13 protein-coding genes and 1 tRNA gene are annotated in these 18842 nt (G+C 38.6%); 9 read left to right on the forward strand and 5 right to left on the reverse strand.

All coding sequences use genetic code 11. The features are described from left to right. The first annotated feature begins 240 nt into the window (after window positions 1–240). From ilvN to NCWK1_RS13915, 5 genes are all read left to right on the forward strand, one after another. Window positions 241–759, forward strand: coding sequence for an acetolactate synthase small subunit (ilvN, locus tag NCWK1_RS13895; RefSeq protein ID WP_096585593.1), 519 nt, complete (start codon window positions 241–243; stop codon window positions 757–759). Window positions 760–1429: 670 nt separating this feature from the next. Beyond that, window positions 1430–1822, forward strand: a complete 393-nt coding sequence (locus tag NCWK1_RS13900; protein WP_103125111.1) for a hypothetical protein — start codon at window positions 1430–1432, stop codon at window positions 1820–1822. A gap of 137 nt (window positions 1823–1959) precedes the next feature. Next, window positions 1960–3363 carry a hypothetical protein gene (locus NCWK1_RS13905; RefSeq protein WP_103125112.1) on the forward strand — a complete coding sequence of 468 codons (1404 nt, stop codon included), beginning with the start codon at window positions 1960–1962 and terminating at the stop codon, window positions 3361–3363. 146 nt (window positions 3364–3509) lie between these two features. Then, window positions 3510–3581 (forward strand) — tRNA-Gln (locus NCWK1_RS13910). A gap of 732 nt (window positions 3582–4313) precedes the next feature. After that, window positions 4314–6533, forward strand: a complete 2220-nt coding sequence (locus NCWK1_RS13915) for a GumC family protein (protein ID WP_103125113.1) — start codon at window positions 4314–4316, stop codon at window positions 6531–6533. 45 nt (window positions 6534–6578) lie between these two features. Here NCWK1_RS13915 and NCWK1_RS13920 read toward each other — a convergent pair whose 3' ends face one another. Beyond that, window positions 6579–7061, reverse strand: coding sequence for a hypothetical protein (locus NCWK1_RS13920; RefSeq protein ID WP_096583067.1), 483 nt, complete (start codon window positions 7059–7061; stop codon window positions 6579–6581). 180 nt (window positions 7062–7241) lie between these two features. Between NCWK1_RS13920 and NCWK1_RS13925 the strand changes: the two genes are divergently transcribed. Next, window positions 7242–8534: a hypothetical protein gene (locus NCWK1_RS13925; RefSeq protein WP_103125114.1), complete on the forward strand. Its 1293-nt coding sequence runs from the start codon at window positions 7242–7244 to the stop codon at window positions 8532–8534. Between the two features lie 58 nt (window positions 8535–8592). Here the strand turns inward: NCWK1_RS13925 and NCWK1_RS13930 are convergent, their stop codons facing one another. The 3 genes from NCWK1_RS13930 to NCWK1_RS13940 all read right to left on the reverse strand — a co-directional run bounded on the left by NCWK1_RS13930 (window position 8593) and on the right by NCWK1_RS13940 (window position 13557). Next, window positions 8593–9738 (reverse strand): SpoIID/LytB domain-containing protein, encoded by a 1146-nt coding sequence (locus NCWK1_RS13930; RefSeq protein WP_103125115.1) that lies wholly within the window; start codon window positions 9736–9738, stop codon window positions 8593–8595. A gap of 216 nt (window positions 9739–9954) precedes the next feature. Next, entirely contained in the window at window positions 9955–12132 is a 2178-nt protein-coding gene (locus tag NCWK1_RS13935; RefSeq protein ID WP_103125116.1) for a GumC family protein, read from the reverse strand. A gap of 843 nt (window positions 12133–12975) precedes the next feature. Further along, window positions 12976–13557, reverse strand: coding sequence for a hypothetical protein (locus tag NCWK1_RS13940; RefSeq protein ID WP_340641202.1), 582 nt, complete (start codon window positions 13555–13557; stop codon window positions 12976–12978). Between NCWK1_RS13940 and petN the strand changes: the two genes are divergently transcribed. The 3 genes from petN (at window position 13550) to NCWK1_RS13950 (ending at window position 17519) form a co-directional block, all read left to right on the forward strand. Continuing rightward, window positions 13550–13639, forward strand: coding sequence for a cytochrome b6-f complex subunit PetN (gene petN, locus NCWK1_RS13945; RefSeq protein WP_083468698.1), 90 nt, complete (start codon window positions 13550–13552; stop codon window positions 13637–13639). The two genes, NCWK1_RS13940 and petN, sit on opposite strands and share 8 nt — an antisense overlap. 7 nt (window positions 13640–13646) lie before the next feature. Beyond that, window positions 13647–13808, forward strand: a complete 162-nt coding sequence (locus tag NCWK1_RS29595; RefSeq protein WP_096583057.1) for a hypothetical protein — start codon at window positions 13647–13649, stop codon at window positions 13806–13808. 606 nt (window positions 13809–14414) lie between these two features. Continuing rightward, window positions 14415–17519, forward strand: a complete 3105-nt coding sequence (locus tag NCWK1_RS13950) for a GAF domain-containing sensor histidine kinase (RefSeq protein WP_103125118.1) — start codon at window positions 14415–14417, stop codon at window positions 17517–17519. 94 nt (window positions 17520–17613) lie between these two features. Here the strand turns inward: NCWK1_RS13950 and NCWK1_RS13955 are convergent, their stop codons facing one another. Beyond that, on the reverse strand, window positions 17614–18714 hold the full coding sequence (locus tag NCWK1_RS13955; protein WP_103125119.1) for a hypothetical protein: 1101 nt from the start codon (window positions 18712–18714) through the stop codon (window positions 17614–17616). Window positions 18715–18842: the final 128 nt, after the last annotated feature.

Here is an 18842-nt window from a genome sequence, read left to right on the forward strand (position 1 = left end):
TGAAGATAATGGTTCTTTGTCATTATTTTCATCTGTCAAGGAAAAGATCTACACTTCAGAAGGTTTCTACTTTCAGTATGATTTGTCGAGAACTTCTATCTAGAAAGTGTAATGAGTGCAGGTATAAGTTTAAAATAGAAAATCACACTTATCAAAAAATTTAGTTTAACAGTACGTGTAAGGTAGCCATTAGCTAGTGTTTGCGTTAGTAATATGCTACCTGAGCCTGTGTTGGCAAAGATGAAACATACCCTTTCTGTTCTAGTAGAAGACGAAGCGGGTGTTCTTTCCCGCATTTCTAGTTTGTTTGCCCGCCGTGGCTATAACATAGAAAGCCTTGCTGTTGGCCAAGCGGAGCAGGGAGGAGTTTCCCGCATTACGATGGTTGTGGCTGGTGACGATCGCATAATCGAACAAATCACCAAACAACTATACAAGCTGGTTAATGTGCTTAAAGTTCAAGATATTACAGAAACTCCCTGTGTAGAGCGAGAGTTAATGCTTTTGAAAGTGAATGCTAATAGCACTCACCGTTCTGAAGTTATTGAACTGGCTCAGATTTTCCGAGCGCGGGTTGTCGATGTAGCGGAAGATTCTCTTACTTTGGAAGTAGTGGGAGACCCCGGAAAGATGGTAGCGATTGTACAGGTGCTACAAAAATTTGGTCTTAGGGAAATAGCCCGGACTGGTAAAATAGCCCTGACTCGTGAGTCTGGTGTGAATACTGAGTTGCTCAAATCTTTGGAAGCAAAGGTCTAGTCAAAGCAATCTCCTGGCTGTATTTTTGATAACTAATCCAGTGAAATCACTCCGAAATTGTCGCAGCTATTACCCCGAAGACTTTACGGGGTTTTTTCATGGTCTTTTCCTACCTGTTCACTGAATTTTATCGTAAACATAGAAGTGTTTATTTTAACAATTTAATCAAAATTTTACAGAGAAATGTATATTTAAATCAAGAGTTTAGAGTATTAATACTTAAAAATATTGAAAAATACTGCATAAAATTAACGCAATAAATATAAATTTACGGTAGTCATAGATGAAGATTTCACCAAGTTAGGTTTGTCAGGACTGTGATGACGAATGAGTTGAAAGCCGTTAAACTGTTTGCCTAGAGATTAGAGATTAGGTAAAGAGCTGAAGTTGTAAGATATCAGCTTTTCACATAAGGTTAGAGTTCAGTAATATACCTAGAAAACCGTAGCAGTTCCCCTACGGTTTTTTTATGATGCTAAATATTACGTAAAAAGACTTATGTTAGCTAATTTTAAATGTAACAAAAAAGTCTATTTATTAACTAAAATCAGCGCAATTTTTCATAAAACTAGATTTGGATTCTTAAATTTTCCAGTGATTTTACCGCACCAAAAATCAAGTAAATATGAATACAAAAGAATATATAGTTCGACACATTTAAATAAAGCGTATGTTTTTAAAGAGCTTTAGTAGCGTTGTAGTAGCAGTGACATTGTTAGTAGGTAATACAGCTATAGCTCAAACTACTAATAACCAATTAGCATTTCATATACAAGTAGGTGCTGATCATGATGGTAATCCAATTATTTTAGATGCAGGCTCGGTGCAAGGAAGTAAGTATACTATCTTGCAAAAACAGGGTAATGGTCTCACAAAAACTACTTTTCGTGCTTCATGTACTGAAGGTCGTTTATTTTCTGAAACATCTTCTATCTACAGTGCAGATGGTCAGTTAGTTACTGAAAAACAAACCAAGCAAGAAATTACCCCTCAACCTGGAACCCCTGAAGCTAATTCTATGGAGATTGTTTGTCAAACAGCCAGCAACGACGGTAATCAGTAAAAAATGTTGATTAGTGAAAATTCTGTGTTCTGCTTAGTCAGTTAATCCGTATACAAGTAAAATGCGTAGACATTGTTGGCGAAACTTTTGCGAGATTTCATCAGTCTGAGTTTTCAAATTCTGTAAAAAAAATATCAATGTCTTCTTCTAATCAAGGTATTCCTGGATTACCTGATCTGACACATCCAATAGAACTGATTCAGTTTGGCAACCAACTACTCAAGGCTTCTATTTTATTAGTATTTTTAGTTATAGCCTTGGGTGTAGCGATCGCACTTATAAGTTTTGCCTTGCGTCGCCATCAAGAAGACAACATGATTTTTCTTGGTGAGTGGGTTGTGCGTTACTCCCAACTTTTACGGGGATTACAGCACCTGACTCTGATATTAGTTCTGTTGGTAGTCGGATTTTTTCTTACTTCTACTTTAGGCAATCGCTATCATCATTGGGAACAGGCAAAGGTTGTACAAATTGCCCAAACAGTTGCTGGCGATAAATTAGAGCAGACAGCACCGCAAGTCCGCTATGTGATTCAAGAGCCGTTCACTTATAACAACCAAGTCAACGGCAAAATAGTTAAAGTCAACGATACACGTGAAGTTACTCGTTTTCTGTCCTTGGCAGGATCGCAGATTCAGGTCAAACTTGAGCAAAACACGGATGTTCAAGGTCGTAGTGCCGTTTATCGCATAGATTACAGTGCAGATTATAAAGTCGTCAATCGACTCCAAAATGTTCAAAGTTTTTTCTTTGAAGCACCACCACCCGATGGCTACTCACTGCTGTCTAACTACAAAGTCGAGCGTTCCGGAACTCGACTCGAACTTGTGAACCCTGGAGACTATGGGTTTCCCTTCAGTTTGCAACCAGGAGAAACAGCTAACTTTCGCGTTACTTATCAAGCTCAAGGAGGGCCGCGCTGGGTTTACAATGCTGCGGGACAAATCCTCAGCAACTTTCGTCTGACAGCAACCGCTAACTTTACTCCTGTTGAGTTTGCTAGTGGTATTGTACCGAAGGAAATTAAAGCTGATCGCCGTAGCACTCAGTATACTTGGATATTTAATGACAATGTTTCTGTAAAAAATCCTTTTGGAGTTTTTACCAACACCACACCTATCCGTAATACGGGGATCATGCCTCGGTTGTTATTATTATCACCAGTATTATTTCTCTGGTGGATATTGCTGTTGTATTTGTCAGTACCAATGAGTTTGCAAAATGTGGCGATCGCATCTGGTATGTTCTTTGCATGTATTTTGACTTTGACTTACCTGGCTCGCTTCATAAATCCTGAATTAGCCTGGACAATGATTTCCCTCATCTTTCTCACATTAAGTTGGGGATTAGGTGCCAATCGCAGCGCTTCTATTGCTGTAATTATCTGTTCTATTGCTGGAGCAGTGCTACCAGTGTGTGGATTATTAGTTCCATTTAGTGGTCTGACTTTAAGTGGAGCCAGTTTACTTTCGGCGGTTTGGTTAGCAGTCCGTCACTGGTATACCTGGTACAGTTTTTCTCCAGCAGACCGTGTTAAGTAACTACCACCATTTGCTATAACCATTCTTAGCAACGAACTGTATCCTCACATCTAGTCAATCGCATCTGAATTTCTTTCCTAAAATTTACTATCAAAGTACTTGACACTAACCCACCAAGGACTGCTATATTAACAGAGGTGAAGCGATGGGGCGTAGCCAAGTGGTAAGGCAGCGGGTTTTGGTCCCGCCATCCCTAGGTTCGAATCCTAGCGCCCCAGTATAAAAAAAGGTAGAAAACTCTACCTTTTTTTAATTTGTATATAACTCTCTCCTCATGACATCTCACTACAAAAATCCAGTCGCAGATACATATACTTGCTGGATAAGTTTTTAATAAGCTCAATATCAAGCAACATACAAATTATGCTAGTCGAACCATCAATTAGGACTATATTGACGGCTCAATGCTTTAAAAATACGGAGTTTATACTCATCACTCAGCGATTTTAGGACTTAATCAAAAATCCTCTCACACTCTTATTCATCTATGGGTAGATTTTTTTAGCCCGTGCGGAAGTACTAACTTTGCTATGATGCTAAATCCGTTATAAGTTAATCCACTAGATAAATTTTTTTCCGGCCACAATATTACACAGAGCTAGGAAGTTAAAAATTTCTTGCAGTTTAATTAAAAATTTCGTATAGCTAAAAAGGAATATTCGGTAGGGCGAACAAAATTAGCCTACGCAATGTTACTGTATTTGTATTGCGTTACCCTTTACTAAGCTGTATTTGTAAAACTGTAACCACAATGATAAGTGTATGAACTAAGTTTTTCATAATACCTGCATACTGAAAATTGTCTAACGGATTGGTTAGTTAGTCAATTCACTTAATTGCCAGGGCATAGCAACAGACAAGGTAACTTACAAGCATTCTAAGCATCTACGCCAAAATTCAGATCGCGGTTTTTGCTGCATCAAACCCCAGTCGTTTAATTTACAAACACTATGCTGAAGTCAGAAAAACACCCTTACCTGTCACAAGCTAAATCTGCTCAGTTCAACAACAATGATGACGATGAATTGCATGTAGGGCAGATTTTCGCCATTCTGCGTCGTCGATTATTGCTAATTTCTGGGATCACTGCTTTAGTAGCTACAGTAGCGGTGTTAAAGGCAGAAACCGATCCTCCTGTATATCTGGGTTCGTTTGATATTTTAACCAGACAGGTAACTGGAGAGACAAAGGTGATAGCTAGTGTACCTCAGACAATTTCTGATGAAGATGCCACCCCTAGGGTGGTAGCTTCCTCAAATAAAGGCGATGGCGGTGGTAATACAACTATTCAAGTACTACGTAGTCCGCGAGTACTCGATCCGATTGTGGAAAAGCTAAGGACTAAATATCCATATATTACTTATAATTCTCTAGCTTCTGGCTTAAGCATCGGTTCACAATCCCCAGATATTTTAACTGTCCAATATACACACCCAGACCCCAAATTAGTTAGTGATGTTTCTAAGCTACTAGCTGATGCTTATTTAGCGTATAGTTTACAAGAACGTCAGTTAGATGTTGATCAAGCGATTGAGTTCGTTGATAAACAAAGAAAACCAATAGAAGCACGGGTAAAATATTGGCAAAATCAACTCAGAAATTTACAAGTAGAAAATAACTTAATTGATCCAACTCAAAGAGCGCAAGAATTAGCTGGTCAATTAGCTGGATTGCGACAACAGCGGATAGAGAATCGGTTACAACTAGAGCAATTAGTCGCAAGATATCAGGATTTGCAAAGAGAATTAGCTCAAAGTCGTGGCGAACGAGCAGGTAATTCTTTGCTGAGTGAAAATGGGCGTTATCAAAGGATACTGGATCAAATCCAAGCGGTTGATATTGAAATCGCTCAAAAATCAGCCATATATAGTGAAGAAAATCCAGCAATGCAAACGCTTAGAGAAAGAAAAGCTTATTTACTTCCTTTGCTGGCTGGAGAGGAAATGCGTCTGCAAAAAGAATTGCAAAGCCAAATTCGTTCTGTTTCAGCACGCGATCAGTTTTTATATGACAAAATCAAAAATCTCAATAACGACGTAAGATATTTAGCTACTCTGAGTCGTGATTACAGCAATATTCAACAACAATTAGGAATTGCCAACGGTAGTCTGACTCAATTTACGACTAAACAACAAGCTCTAGAAATTGAAAAAGCCCAAAAACAACAACCTTGGCGGTTACTTGATCCGAAATTAGCTACAGTTAATAAACCAAGTGCGATTTCTAACAATGCCAAGCTGAACTTAGCAATTGGTGGTGTTTTAGGATTAGTTTTGGGGATAGGAGCAGCTTTAATTGTCGATAAACTCAGCAATATTTTCTACACTGTTCAAGAGTTGAAGAACAGTACAAAGCTACCATTACTAGGAATTGTACCTCTGAGAAAAGAATTAGAAGCAGCACCCCAATCCAATTTATCCAGAGGTTTGCAACAAACTAATCGAGCTTCTTTCTTTGAAATTTTCCGATCGCTTTACACCAATATTATGTTGTTGGGTTCGGACGATCCAATCCGGTCTTTGGTAATTAGTTCCGCCGGACAAGGAGATGGTAAATCTACTGTGGCGGTAAATTTAGCACAAGCCGCTGCCGCAATGGGGCAGCGAGTGTTGCTAGTAGATTCTAACCTCCGTTGTCCGACTTTACACCAGCGACTTGGCATTTTGAACGTTCAAGGTTTGACTGATGTAATTGCCCAAGATTTGGATTGGGAAAATGTCATTGAGCGATCGCCCATTGAAGACAATCTGTTTGTGATGACTGCGGGGCCAACACCTCCCGACTCAGTGCGGTTACTGGCTTCTAAGAAAATGCAAGATTTAATGGACGAACTGCAAAGCAGTTTCGATTTAGTGATTTATGACACGCCACCCCTACTAGGATTTGCGGACGCTTATCTTTTAGCATCCAACACCAATGGTATTGTGATGGTAGCTGGCTTAGGTCATTTAAAACGTACTGCCCTACAGCAAGTTTTGGAAGAAATTCAGATATCTGGTACACCCCTGTTAGGGATGATTGCCAACAAGTCAAAAGATTCAACACCTGTTTCTCATAACTACTATCAGCAATACTACAAAAACAGTGGTAGTGCTGAAATCGTGGAAGTAGAAACAGAAAATAGCGACGACCAAGCTAACTCTGTTTTTAGAGGCATCAGAAGACGCTAAATCATCTTCCAGAAGTCAGAATTTAAAATTCTGACTTCTCAAGTTTTAAGTTTCAGGGGATTTTAAAGCCTGATCCAAAACTTGCCGAGCCTGTTCTGCTTTAGTTCGCGCTTCTTGGTAACGCAGATTTGCTTGGGCAAAATTTTTCAGAACCTTAAAACCTTCTTTAAGACGAGTAATTTCCTCTTCGGTAACAGAGTTATCGGAGAAAAGCACGTCAACCGATTTACGAATTTCTAATGCTTCAGTGCGCGATTCTTGCACTTTTAACTTTAGTGTAGCTAAGTTACTTAACAATTGGACTGCTTGAGTAATGGCATCCTCACCGTTATTCGCAGTATCAACAGTTGATTCCTTAACTTCAATTAATTGTTGAGGGCCAAATCCTTCTTCTAATTCCGTGGGGAGTTTACCTGCATCCATCAGTTCCATCAACTGATCCATTGCTTTATCACGGGCTTTAGCTGAATCTTTGCCAGGAATAGTGAGGATGATTTCTGGACTTTGGGCGAGAGTATACTGAACCATATTTGCGGAGAGAAAATTTGCTGGTTAACCAAGCCAAGGCATATAATTTTAACATATAGACAGTATTATTTTTGCTGATTTTATTAATCAATTGAGAATTCATCAGCATCTCCCAAGGCTCCGAAAATAAAACTTTATACTAGATAAAGATAGAGTCAATTTAAATAGGAGGGGAGAGCAATGGCTCCCAATCCCACTATCATGCACGCTGTGGAACAACTTGGTTATCGAGTTACCATCGGTGATGTGGCGACCCAAGCAGGATTAAATATTGCAGAGGCTGGGCAAGGGTTACTTGCTTTAGCTGCCGATGCGGGTGGACATTTACAAGTAGCAGAAACAGGTGATATTGTTTACCTATTTCCGCCCAACTTTAGAGCAATTTTACGTAATAAATATTTCCAGTTACGTTTGCAAGAATGGTGGCAAAAGGTTTGGGGAATTCTTTTCTACTTAATTCGCATTTCTTTTGGGATATTTTTAGTTCTGTCGATCGCTTTAATTACTATTAGCATCGTTATTATTATTACTGCTGCTAGTTCCGATCGCGATAACGACAATCGAGGTAGTAGCCGCGGTGGCGGTTTCTTCTTTTTCCCAGATTTATTTTGGTATTTTAGTCCAAATTACTACAATACTTCCTACCAACAAAGACGACAAACTAGCCGTCAAGGTAGCGAGATGAATTTCTTCGAGGCGGTGTTTTCGTTTTTGTTTGGTGATGGTAATCCTAATGCCAAATTAGAAGAACGACGTTGGCAAGAAATAGCGACTTTAATTCGCCATCAGCGTGGTGCAGTGGTAGCAGAACAAATTGCGCCCTATTTAGATGAGCTTGGCCCAGGCTATAAACAAGAGTACGAAGATTATATGCTGCCTGTACTCATAAAATTCAACGGCCAACCAAAAGTTAGTTCTGAGGGACAAATCGTTTATTATTTTCCAGAATTACAAGTTAAAGCCAGTAATAAAGGTCGTCAGTCAGTACCAGTTTACTTAGAAGAATTACCTTGGCGTTTCAGCCGGGCTGATTCTGGACAAATTATGTTGAGTGCTGGTTTAGGAATGCTCAATTTTGTTGGGGCTTTAGTACTGGGAAATTTGTTAAGAGATGGCACAGTTGCGGCACAGTTGGGCGGACTAGTCGCTTTTGTTCAAGGTATTTATTGGCTGTTGTTGGCTTACGGTATAGGTTTTTTGGGTGTACCGTTAGTACGTTATTTTTGGATTCAGTGGCGTAATCAAAAAATTGTGGCACGTAACCGCGATCGCTTGTCTCGCGCCAAATTATTAACCAATCCAGGTGCAAATTTACAGCAAAAGATTGACTATGCCCAACAATTTGCCACAGAAAATATTATTGAAAACAAAGATTTAGTCTATTCCACAGAAAACGACTTATTAGACCAGGAAATCAAGAATTCTGCCCAAATTGAGGCTGAATGGCAAAAGCGCCTACAAAGTGGAGAATAATTGGTGAAGTATGAAGGATAAATTTCATTCTTCATACTTCACACTTCATACCTTGTTACTACTTCGCTTTAATCGGCGTGAGAGCTACACCTTGATAATAATGACCCAAAATTTGCAAATGGTTGATGCCGCGTCGAGCTAGGTTGTATGCGCCCCATTGACTCATTCCTAACCCATGACCAAATCCTAAGCCTTGCAGTACAAAACTCCCATCTGCACTTTTACTCACATTAAAACGAGTACTTTTCAGTTTGAGTGCGGTACGTACCGCCTCACCTTGTAAGACTTTTGTACCTTTATCTCCCACAATTTTTAAGGCTTTGACACTACGAAAGGGCGAGTATTGTTCGGGAATTATTTCCTTGACATTGCCTACACCAGAAATTCTGGCACTAATTTCCGCAGGTGAGAAGGTTTTCACCCAATTACACTCGCTAACATTTTGATCATAATCTTGAACAGCCCGCAGGTAAGGCAAAGTATTTCCCCAAACATCTTCCACATTTTCCGTATGTCCGCCTGAACAAGCATGGAAAACAGAGAGAATAATTTTGTTGTTATAAGTAAGAACCTGTCCAGTTGTACCATCCACCGCCGCATAAGTAGAAGGAGATTCACTCATAACTCCTTTATAAATTTGCCAGCGATCCGGGCTATCACCTAAATCGTAAATGGGATTATTGCGTTGTTTTTCCCGTTCGTAGAGAGCGTAAGTACGAGCTGCGATCGCTTGGGCTTTGAGAGCTTCCTGTGGCCAACTAGTATCCATTTCGCCACCCAGGACACTGTAGAGGTACTCTTCGGCATCAACCCAGTTAACCGCAGTTAAGCCTTTTTCTGTAGGGACAACTAAAGTTCTACCTCGATACCAGCGATCGCCAATATAAACAAATCCTTTACCTGTTGGTTCAATCCAAAATAAACCAGACTGCCACTTATCTAACGCAATTCCTCCAGAAATTGCTTGAGCATAATAGGCGCTCATAGCAGGTAATTGCCCTAGGGTGCGTCCAGTACTATCCTTAACCAAAGCAGATGTAGAACTCCCGACTTTTACTTGATTAACTCCCCTCTCAATGGCCACGCGTAAAATTACCGATGCTTGAGCAGGAGCAACCAAAGCAATCCACAAGAGGATACCCATCCACCAATGCCGGAATTTAACCTGAGAAAATAAAGAGCCTAAAAACAGTTGGAATTTCATGCTGATCATCTAATCACACTAGTATCTGCTTGATGCTTGGGACTATGGCATCTACCACTCAAGATGAGACAGTTCTCCAACATAGGAGGTTGCCGCCTCCTATCAATTATGCACTGTATTTTTTGGAGAGATGAGAAAAAGTGGCACAGAAAAATGCAGAAATAGGAGATAGGAAACAGAAGAAATATAAATGATAACTATGGGATATTGACAAAATTAAACCTGTTGATGGCTTCTTACGCCATTAGCGATAATACCAATTAAATTTAACTGGCTCAAAATTTCTTGCGCTTGCATTAAATCAGTTTGGGTAAGTTGACCCATACGCCCTACCATGACAACTTCATGGCAATATCCAGCTAAAATTCTGGCATCGGCTGTACCTAAAATTGGCGGAGCATCAACTAGCACTAAATCATAAGTTTGCTCAAACCGTTTAATCAGTTCTTTCATTCGCTGAGAACTGAGTAATCTAATAGTATCTTCTGGTTTAGGCCCAGCAGTTAAAACATCAATTAACGGATGAACAGGTTGAATATAATTATGAATTTGGTTGCTTGTTTCATCTAGCAATAATAGAGATAAACCCCAATCATTTGATAATTGCAGAATTTTATGTAGGTTAGGATACCGAAAGTTAGCATCAATTAGCAGAATGCGTCTGTGCATTCTAGCCGCACTAGCCGCCAGTCCCAATAACAAAGTAGTCTTACCTTCTCCAGATAAAGCTGAAGTAAACATCAAAGATTTGGAATGTAAAGAATACTTGGATATCTGAAGGTTTTGGTAGAGGATATCTAACGTTTCATGGCATGGCAACCAACTATCAGTTTCTCCAAAATCATAGTTTATATTACGTTGTTTATTTCCCGAAATATTTGGTAACCATTTCTTCAATCCTCTTGGCGCTAATTTGGGAACCGACCCCAATAAGCGTAAATTTGTTGACTGTTGTAATTCTTTTGTTGAGTAAATAGTCCGGGTAAACATTCCCCAGCTTAAGGCTACGGCAATACCTAAAATAGGACTAACTAGTAGACCTCCTAACAACAGTGATAATCTGTTAATTCCGATGAGTTTGCCTAAACTTGGTTCTTCTAACACCTGCCATTCCCACCCTCCTTGGGCAATTTTTAAACCCAAAGATTGTTGTGCTTGAAGCAGTTGCTCAAGTTGTTTGCGTTTAGCTTTCGCCTCTGGTAATAAACGGTTATATTGCGCTATTAAGCTGGGATATTTACTAAATTCAAATCTTAGCCTTTGTTCTGTTTCAGCCAAACTCTTTTCGTTGGCGACTAGTCCTAAAGCTGTGGTTTGGACTTGAAATAATTCTTGTAATAGTCTAGGGTCAACTCCTTCTGTCTGTTCTGGATTAGCATTAGGTTGTTTGATGTCTCCTAATAATTGATTAACCTCTTTTTTTAAGAGCCATAACTGATTCTGGCGTTGTTCTTTCAGTTGTTGGATTATGGGAGACTCATCCGTATAGCGCTTCTGCTCTGTTGCTAAAGTTAGTTCAGTCTTTTTAAAATCATTTAATAGTGTTTGGTAGCTACTTGATTGACTTAAATATGAATTTATTCTGGCTTTATGGGCTGAAGTAGCGACTTCTTGTTGTAAGTTATTGTAGCGAGCTTGTACATCTTGCATCTGGGCGCGAGTGATTTGTAACTGCTGTTGCACCTCAGCTAAAGATTCAATCAAAATTTTGGTTTGTATTTCTGGATCAAGCAGATTATGTTTACGACGAAAATATTCTAAGTTTTTTTCTGCTTGATTGACCTCTTTTTTCAGTTGAGGAATGCGAGCATTAATAAAAGCTAGACCTTTATTTAAACGTTCTTTTTGCTGTTGAATATTATAGTTTTGATAAACTTGTTGTAGTGCTTGCAGCACTTTTTTTGTTTTAACTGGATCGCCATCAATGAAAGAAATTTCTAATATTTGTGAAGGGACATTATTAGTTATAATTTTCTCGTTTAACTTGGCTACTGTAAGTTTAGCTTGTTTACCGTTAATGTCTTCTATTGTAATATCAGGATAATCAGATCGTAGTAAAGATACAGCTTGTTCAATGAGTTGGGGACTCAAAACTCTGTTTATCTGCGCTGTGTAATCTAAAACTGGTGGATTCAAGTTTAAAATTTCGCTATCAGTTCCATTCACAATATCACTTGTTGTAACTCCTTGTTGTGGATAAGAACTCAGCAGCAATTGCATAGAACTTTGGTAATGAGATTTTGTATTCACAGCAATTAAGCCAACAACTGACATTACTGCACAAGACACACCTAGAACTAAAAAGCGTCGGCGACGCAAAATAGCAGATACATTTTTAATGTTAACTTTGTGAGTTGGCAAGTTGATCATGATTTGCCGTTGATTAAAAATCATTTTAGCCTCTATGAAATTTTTAATTAGTTAAACAATTCACCAGAATTAAATCCAGGAATATTTTTAGCAATTACAAAACTTATTTGAGAAATTTCATAAATCGACCAAATATAATCCGGTATATTTTTTCATACCTTTTAACTATTAAGTGTCAAATTAACTTGATACTTATAAGTTAATCAGCTAAATAAAAATATTTTTTGAGCGTAAATAATTCAAGATAAATAGTCAATGCTATTGAAAAATCTTTATTAGATTCTAATGACGGAATTTTTGTAATAGATGAGCTAATTTAAATAGCAATATACTGAGAGTTATAAATAATGCTAGTATTTTACGGATAAAATATATTGCTTGAGGTTTTGCTAAAAGTAAGTAAATAAAAATACTTAAATATATTTTTTAAAAAAATGTAGCGAAAAATACATCACAATTCAAACCTTAGTATAATAAGCCAAGCACAGTAAGCTTTCCCTAATTAAAGGTGGTTTATTCTACGTAAATTGACGAAAATATAAGCCATTAAATGTTAAAAACAATAGCATTATTAATAATTATAAAAATACAAATATCTGTATATAAAAAATATAGTTGTCTTCTTAAAAAATCTGACTAGTTAATAACCGCAGATGATATTTTTACTAACGCTGAGTAAAGACAATAGCTTTTTAGCAGTTGTGGCGATTGAGTTAAGTGAAAAATTTATAAACTTACGAGATTCTTCCTGGTAAACGCTGAGGTAGTTTGTATGAACACAATTTCCCTCAATAGGACTAATGAATTTTTAGTATTAATTACTTGGGTTAAATAGGCGTGTACTGAGTTATTCACAATTAGATACTCTTAAATAGATGGAAAAGGCTTAACCCAACCAACTTGAATAGCTTGATTAAGAGCGATCGCAGCTACAATAAACCACAGCACGCTTTCACCAGCCAGCACAGCACCAGCTAAACTCCAGTCAAATTCTATCTGCGCTAACCCCCGCACCAAACCAAAAGCCATAACCCCACCAGCTTTCAGTTGAAGATTTTGATCTTGGCGGATGATATAGCGGTAAGTAACACCAAATAGTAAACCAGAGAAACTGGCGATCGCCCAACTGACGAATAAGTACCAATGCAGTGTGACTTGCAAACTTGTGAGAATGTCAAAATACCTAGCCAATACTAGAGCGTTGAATAAATTAGTTATCAACCAAGTAACACTCAGCGAAAAAACTCCAATCATCCCAGCCTTGAGGGATTCTAACCGTTCTGCCATCAATTGCGTATCCAACATTCTGTTCATTTGAAAAATGGAGAGTAAGGGATAAGGAGTAGAAACAATCAGATTCAGACTTCCGACTTTCCAGTGTCCAGTTCCAGGTATGATAAATATTAGAGACCTTTTGTAATTATTTGCAAAATTTAGAACTATGGGAATTTTGACATTGGGTTGGGTATCACTGTTAGTTGTGTTCACGTGGTCGATCGCAATGGTAGTTTGGGGACGCAACGGACTGTAGAGGTATCGTGGAAAGTCCATTTCTGAGTATCCTGGCATTACTAGCCTTCGTGCTGTTAATCGCAGTTACTGGTGGCGTTGGCTACTTAACATTGTCCGAATGGCGCGATCGCCGTCTTCGAGAAGCCGAAAAACGCGAACAGCGACGTACATCTCCCAAAAAGCGATAATGCGATCGCAGTTGAATGATTTTTTTGCAGGAATGCGATATTAGCGATCGCATTCCTGTATTGTTTGCAGTTGCCAAACATCAAAATAGAAATTACTGTAAATATAATTTTTTTGTTTTGATTGATCACATTATTCATTAATTAATTGTTTAGATTGACATAAAAACTAGTAATCCATAGATTGGCAGAATTAAAATTAATTATAAATAAACTTATGTAACAGACTCCGGGTTGATTACTAAAATTATTTGTGTAGTCAAAGAACAGAAAACACTTCTACCAGCTTCCTTCGACAAGCTCAAGATGGCGCAGGACATCGAAATCAATAGGAAACAAGAAAAAATCAGGTAAAAATGTAGTATTTTTTTCAAAAATCAAAGATGAGTCCTATATGTAAATTAGATGTAAAGAACATTATTTTGTTGATTACTCTAGATTTAACGATAAAAGCGAATACTAAAACCTTGAGCATTACTGAGTAATTTTTAATTTACGTAAAGTCTAATTAATTAATTTAGCTACATATCAAATCTTCTAGTGTTATCTTTCCTAAGAATTAGGGAATTCTACAATAGAAGACTTTCAATATTTAAAGTCCTACCAGGAATGGAAAACTCTTCTACCATAAAACCGAATTCAAAACAACCAGAATATCAATCAGATAATTCATCCTCCCTGTATCAGAGTGAGAAACAAAAAGCCTTGTCTGGAGTAATTTCTCGGATTCGAGAAACTTTAGATATAGATACTATCTTTAAAATTACAGTTACAGAAGTCCGACAGTTACTAAAAACTGATCGCGTGGGGGTGTTCCGTTTTTATCCTGAGTTGGGATGGGAAGGAGAATTTATCTATGAAGATGTAGGCTCAGAATGGGTTTCGGCCTTAACTGCTAAACTAAAAGATCACTGCTTTGCTAAGGAATTTGCGGGGCTATACCAGGAAGGCAGAATTCATGCAATGGCTGACATATATCAAGCTGGTGTCAGCGATTGTCACGTCCAAATCTTAGAGAGATTTCAAGTACGTGCTAATATAGCAGCCTCCTTGATGAAAGGAAAAGACTTATGGGGATTGTTATGTATTCATCAATGTAGTGACTCTCGGCAATGGGAAGAGTCCGAAATTGAGTTTGTGCAACTTATCGCCGCACATTTAGGAGTTGCTCTACAACAAGCCGATTACCTTGAACAAGTCAAAATCCAATCGACACAACTAGCACAAGCACAAGCCATAGCAAAAGCCGCTGAATGGCAGAGAATTATAGCTATCACCGTTGAGAAAATTCGCCAGTCTCTAGATATAGAAAGTATTTTCCGCACCAGCACAGCAGAAATCCGACAATTGCTAAATGCCGATCGCGTCGCTATTTATCGCTTTAATACTGACTGGAGTGGCGAATTTATCTTTGAATCGGTCGCAGATGGTTGGATTTCCCTAATCGATGAACAGTCAACGCAACCACAATTAAAAGAAAATGTTAGCGAGTGTAGCGTTAAAGACTTGGCGGAAACTCCCATCATGGATACTTATTTACAAGATACCCAGGGTGGTACCTTTACCAAGAGCGAAGTATACCGTATTTGTTATGACATCTATGATTATGGTTTTACAGACTGCTACGTCAAACTTTTAGAAAGCTATCAAGCCAGAGCTTACGTTATCATTGCCATTTACCACGGTCAAAAGCTCTGGGGTTTATTGGCAGTCTACCAAAACTCTGGCCGCCGCGATTGGCAAGAAGACGAAGTTTACTTACTTACCCAAGTTAGCACTCAACTAGGTGTAGCCTTACAACAAGCAGAATTTTTACAGCAAATGCAGCTACAAGCAGCAGAAATTAGTAAAGCTGCTGAACGCCAAAGAGCGCTGGCAAATACTGTCGAAAAAATTCGCCAATCCCTAGATATTGACGCTATTTTTAAAACCACTACTCAAGAAGTGAGAAGACTTTTGGATGTGGAACGAGTAGCAATTTATCGCTTTTACCCTGACTGGAGTGGTGAATTTGTTGCTGATTCCATTGTTGATGGTTGGAATCCCAGCGTCAAACCCCAGCCTGTTACAGAACGCGTATTGCTCAAAGAAACACAAGCTGGCAAATATCCCCGTCATGAAGTGTTTGTGCCAATTTCTCAAGGTGAAAAGTTATGGGGCTTATTAGTCGCTTATAAAAACTCCCAGCCCCGTTATTGGCAAGATGAAGAAATCAACTTACTAGCGCAAGTAGGCATACAGCTAGGAGTAGCATTACAGCAAGCAGAAGCATTAAAACAAGTGCAGTTGCAAGCTGAACAATTAGCAAAAGCCGCTGAACGAGAACGCAAAGCCGCCGAAAGAGAAAAGGCGTTAGCTGTAACAGTCGAAAAAATCCGCCAATCTCTTGACTTGAACACAATTTTTATCACCAGTACCCAAGAAGTTCAGCGGTTGTTAGAAGTAGATCAGGTGACAATCTATCGTTTTCGTTCCGATTGGAGTGGAGAATTTGTTGCTGAGTCAGCAGCCCCAGGTTGGGTATCAGTACGCAAACTTTTGAATGTGATTGCTAATGACTATTTACAACAAACTCAAGGAGGAGACTTTGCTAAAGGGCATACTCTTGTAGTTAGAGATATTTATAGCAATCAAGATGCTCATAAATATATATCTTTGAGTCAGTTGATGGAAGCGCGATCGTATATGATTGTGCCGATTTTTCAGGGTGATAAACTTTGGGGATTACTAGCTGCATATCACAACACCGCCGCCCGTAATTGGCAAGAAGATGAAGTAGATTTATTGGTGCAGATTGGGAATCAATTAGGTGTAGGACTTCAACAAGCAGAATTACTCGAACAAACTCAAAGACAAAAAGAAGAAATAACGCAAACTCTCAAAGAATTGCAGCAAACTCAAAGTCAGTTAATTCAAAGCGAGAAAATGGCTGGGTTAGGGCAGTTAGTTGCAGGTATAGCCCATGAAATTAACAATCCAATTAGTTTTATTTTTGGGAATATTACTTATTTGAATGACTATACTGAAGATTTGCTGACATTACTGCGAATGTATCAGAAATCTTATCCCAGAGTTAAAGCAGAAATTCGAGAATTTTCTGAAAAAATAGATGTAGATTTTATTGCTAATGATTTACCTAAGATGCTCACTTCGATGACGATGGGAGCAGACCGAATTTCGCAATTAGTGTTGTCTTTACGCACCTTTGCCCGACTGGATGAAGCAGAAAAGAAACCTGTTGATCTGCATGAAGGGATTGAAAGTACTTTGTTGATTTTGCAACATCGCTTGCAAGGAAATGATAATTCTCCTGTTATTGAAGTGATTAAAGAATATAGTGAATTACCTCATGTAATCTGCTATGCAGCCCAGATGAATCAGGTATTTATGAATATTCTTAATAATGCGATTGATGCTCTAGAAGACTCTGTGGTTACAGGTAAAATCACTGACCAACCAAAAATTTGGATTCAGACAAGAGTGACAGCAGAGAGTATTATTCAAATTAAGATTGCTGATAATGGTTGTGGCATTCCTAATAATCTGCGATCGCGTATTTTTGAACCATTTTTTACCACTAAACAACCTGGACAAGGTACTGGTTTAGGTTTATCAATCAGCTACCAAATTGTTGTAGACAAACATGGTGGTCAACTCAAGTGTGTTTCTCAGCCTGGAAAGGGTTGTGAGATGTGGATAGAAATTCCTATGTAGTTTGTAGTTCTGAATTAAGAGATGTAGCGACGGTTAGCTGTATAGATAGCGAAACCCAACATGATTTATAATTTGTTGGGTTTCATTTGTCAAATTAACACTGGTTTTTTAGCTTACCAATTAAGGTATTAAGATTGATTTGGGTAGGCCAGCCTAAAGGAACGTTGCTGGAATTGTATCCGCGATCGCGCAAATCTTGGATATATCGATTACGGATGTATGTTGTATCAAAGTTACCAAGACCATTAAAATAAACATCGGTTAGGTGAGCCGGATCTAAAGCCATTTCGCCTCTGTAGACTGCGCCATCATTTGAGTCATCCCAACCCCAAGGCGTATTAGCGGAATTGTTGGCACAAGTTGGTGTACCATCACCACAACTACCGCTAGAGTCTCCCTTGAATGTTCCCCATGTCGCATAAGTTATCCCTGTAGAACTAGATGCTTCATCTAATTGATGTTGCCACAAACCACTAGAAGCAAATACATCAATTAACGAATACAATACATTGCGATCGTTCCCCGATGCAGGTACTTCCGCAGTAGTTTTAGAAGGATAGTAGATGATTCCGTCTTGAGTGCTACCTCCATTGAAATTTCCCGCAGGCCAAGCTCGTAAGCCATGACCTTTAGCTTCTTGTGTTGTCAAGGGATGCGGAGAACTATTGTAACTGCTTGTGGTAAGCGTTCCATCAATATTTTCTGCACCATTTGTTAAAGAACTACCAGCTGGTGTATAAGAGTAAAAGTCTGTATGAAATACTGTGACGATACCTTCGAGTTTGCCAAAGGTTGTACCATCTTTGCGAACGATCGCCAGCAAACCTTCTAAATCATTTTCGTGTTCTTGGTCGAAGGGAGTATCTGTCCAATCTTGCGGATGAAAGAAAGAATAAGTGATAAACCTGTGAGTACAAGTCTCAGCTACAGAATAGTAAGCATGAGCATTTAGCGGATAAGCGGAAAGATTATCCCAATTATTTGTACCTCGCCAATCGCCGTCATAGTTAAATTGCGTGATATAGTCACCGCTGTATTTAGTGCTATCGGTGTCTTGATAGTGAATTGGCGCATGATAAGCCGCTAAATCTAAATCTGTGGGCGTTTGAGCAATTCCTGGTAAACTTGTCAAAATGCTAAGGGCGATCGCACCAATAACTCCAATCGCCATCAGCAAAACTTTTTTGAAAATCATCGGTTCTCACCCTGAATAATCAACACAATTCAGGATAAAAACAGATATTTAAGAATTGATGTGAATTAAGTTAAAAATTACTAAAAATCTAGGTTAGGAGTAATACCAATTCACGAAAAGCCTGATAC

This window comes from Nostoc cycadae WK-1 (assembly GCF_002897135.1).
Classification (GTDB): domain Bacteria; phylum Cyanobacteriota; class Cyanobacteriia; order Cyanobacteriales; family Nostocaceae; genus Nostoc_B.

What these genes read in the sequence shown, in the direction of transcription:
- NCWK1_RS13935 (WP_103125116.1), bottom strand. Translation starts at nt 12,132, where the DNA reads ATGATTTTTAATCAACGGCAAATCATGATCAACTTGCCAACTCACAAA.
- NCWK1_RS13900 (WP_103125111.1), top strand. Translation starts at nt 1,430, where the DNA reads ATGTTTTTAAAGAGCTTTAGTAGCGTTGTAGTAGCAGTGACATTGTTA.
- NCWK1_RS13925 (WP_103125114.1), top strand. Translation starts at nt 7,242, where the DNA reads ATGGCTCCCAATCCCACTATCATGCACGCTGTGGAACAACTTGGTTAT.
- NCWK1_RS13905 (WP_103125112.1), top strand. Translation starts at nt 1,960, where the DNA reads ATGTCTTCTTCTAATCAAGGTATTCCTGGATTACCTGATCTGACACAT.
- NCWK1_RS13950 (WP_103125118.1), top strand. Translation starts at nt 14,415, where the DNA reads ATGGAAAACTCTTCTACCATAAAACCGAATTCAAAACAACCAGAATAT.
- NCWK1_RS13915 (WP_103125113.1), top strand. Translation starts at nt 4,314, where the DNA reads ATGCTGAAGTCAGAAAAACACCCTTACCTGTCACAAGCTAAATCTGCT.
- petN (WP_083468698.1), top strand. Translation starts at nt 13,550, where the DNA reads ATGGGAATTTTGACATTGGGTTGGGTATCACTGTTAGTTGTGTTCACG.
- ilvN (WP_096585593.1), top strand. Translation starts at nt 241, where the DNA reads ATGAAACATACCCTTTCTGTTCTAGTAGAAGACGAAGCGGGTGTTCTT.
- NCWK1_RS13955 (WP_103125119.1), bottom strand. Translation starts at nt 18,714, where the DNA reads ATGATTTTCAAAAAAGTTTTGCTGATGGCGATTGGAGTTATTGGTGCG.
- NCWK1_RS13920 (WP_096583067.1), bottom strand. Translation starts at nt 7,061, where the DNA reads ATGGTTCAGTATACTCTCGCCCAAAGTCCAGAAATCATCCTCACTATT.
- NCWK1_RS13930 (WP_103125115.1), bottom strand. Translation starts at nt 9,738, where the DNA reads ATGAAATTCCAACTGTTTTTAGGCTCTTTATTTTCTCAGGTTAAATTC.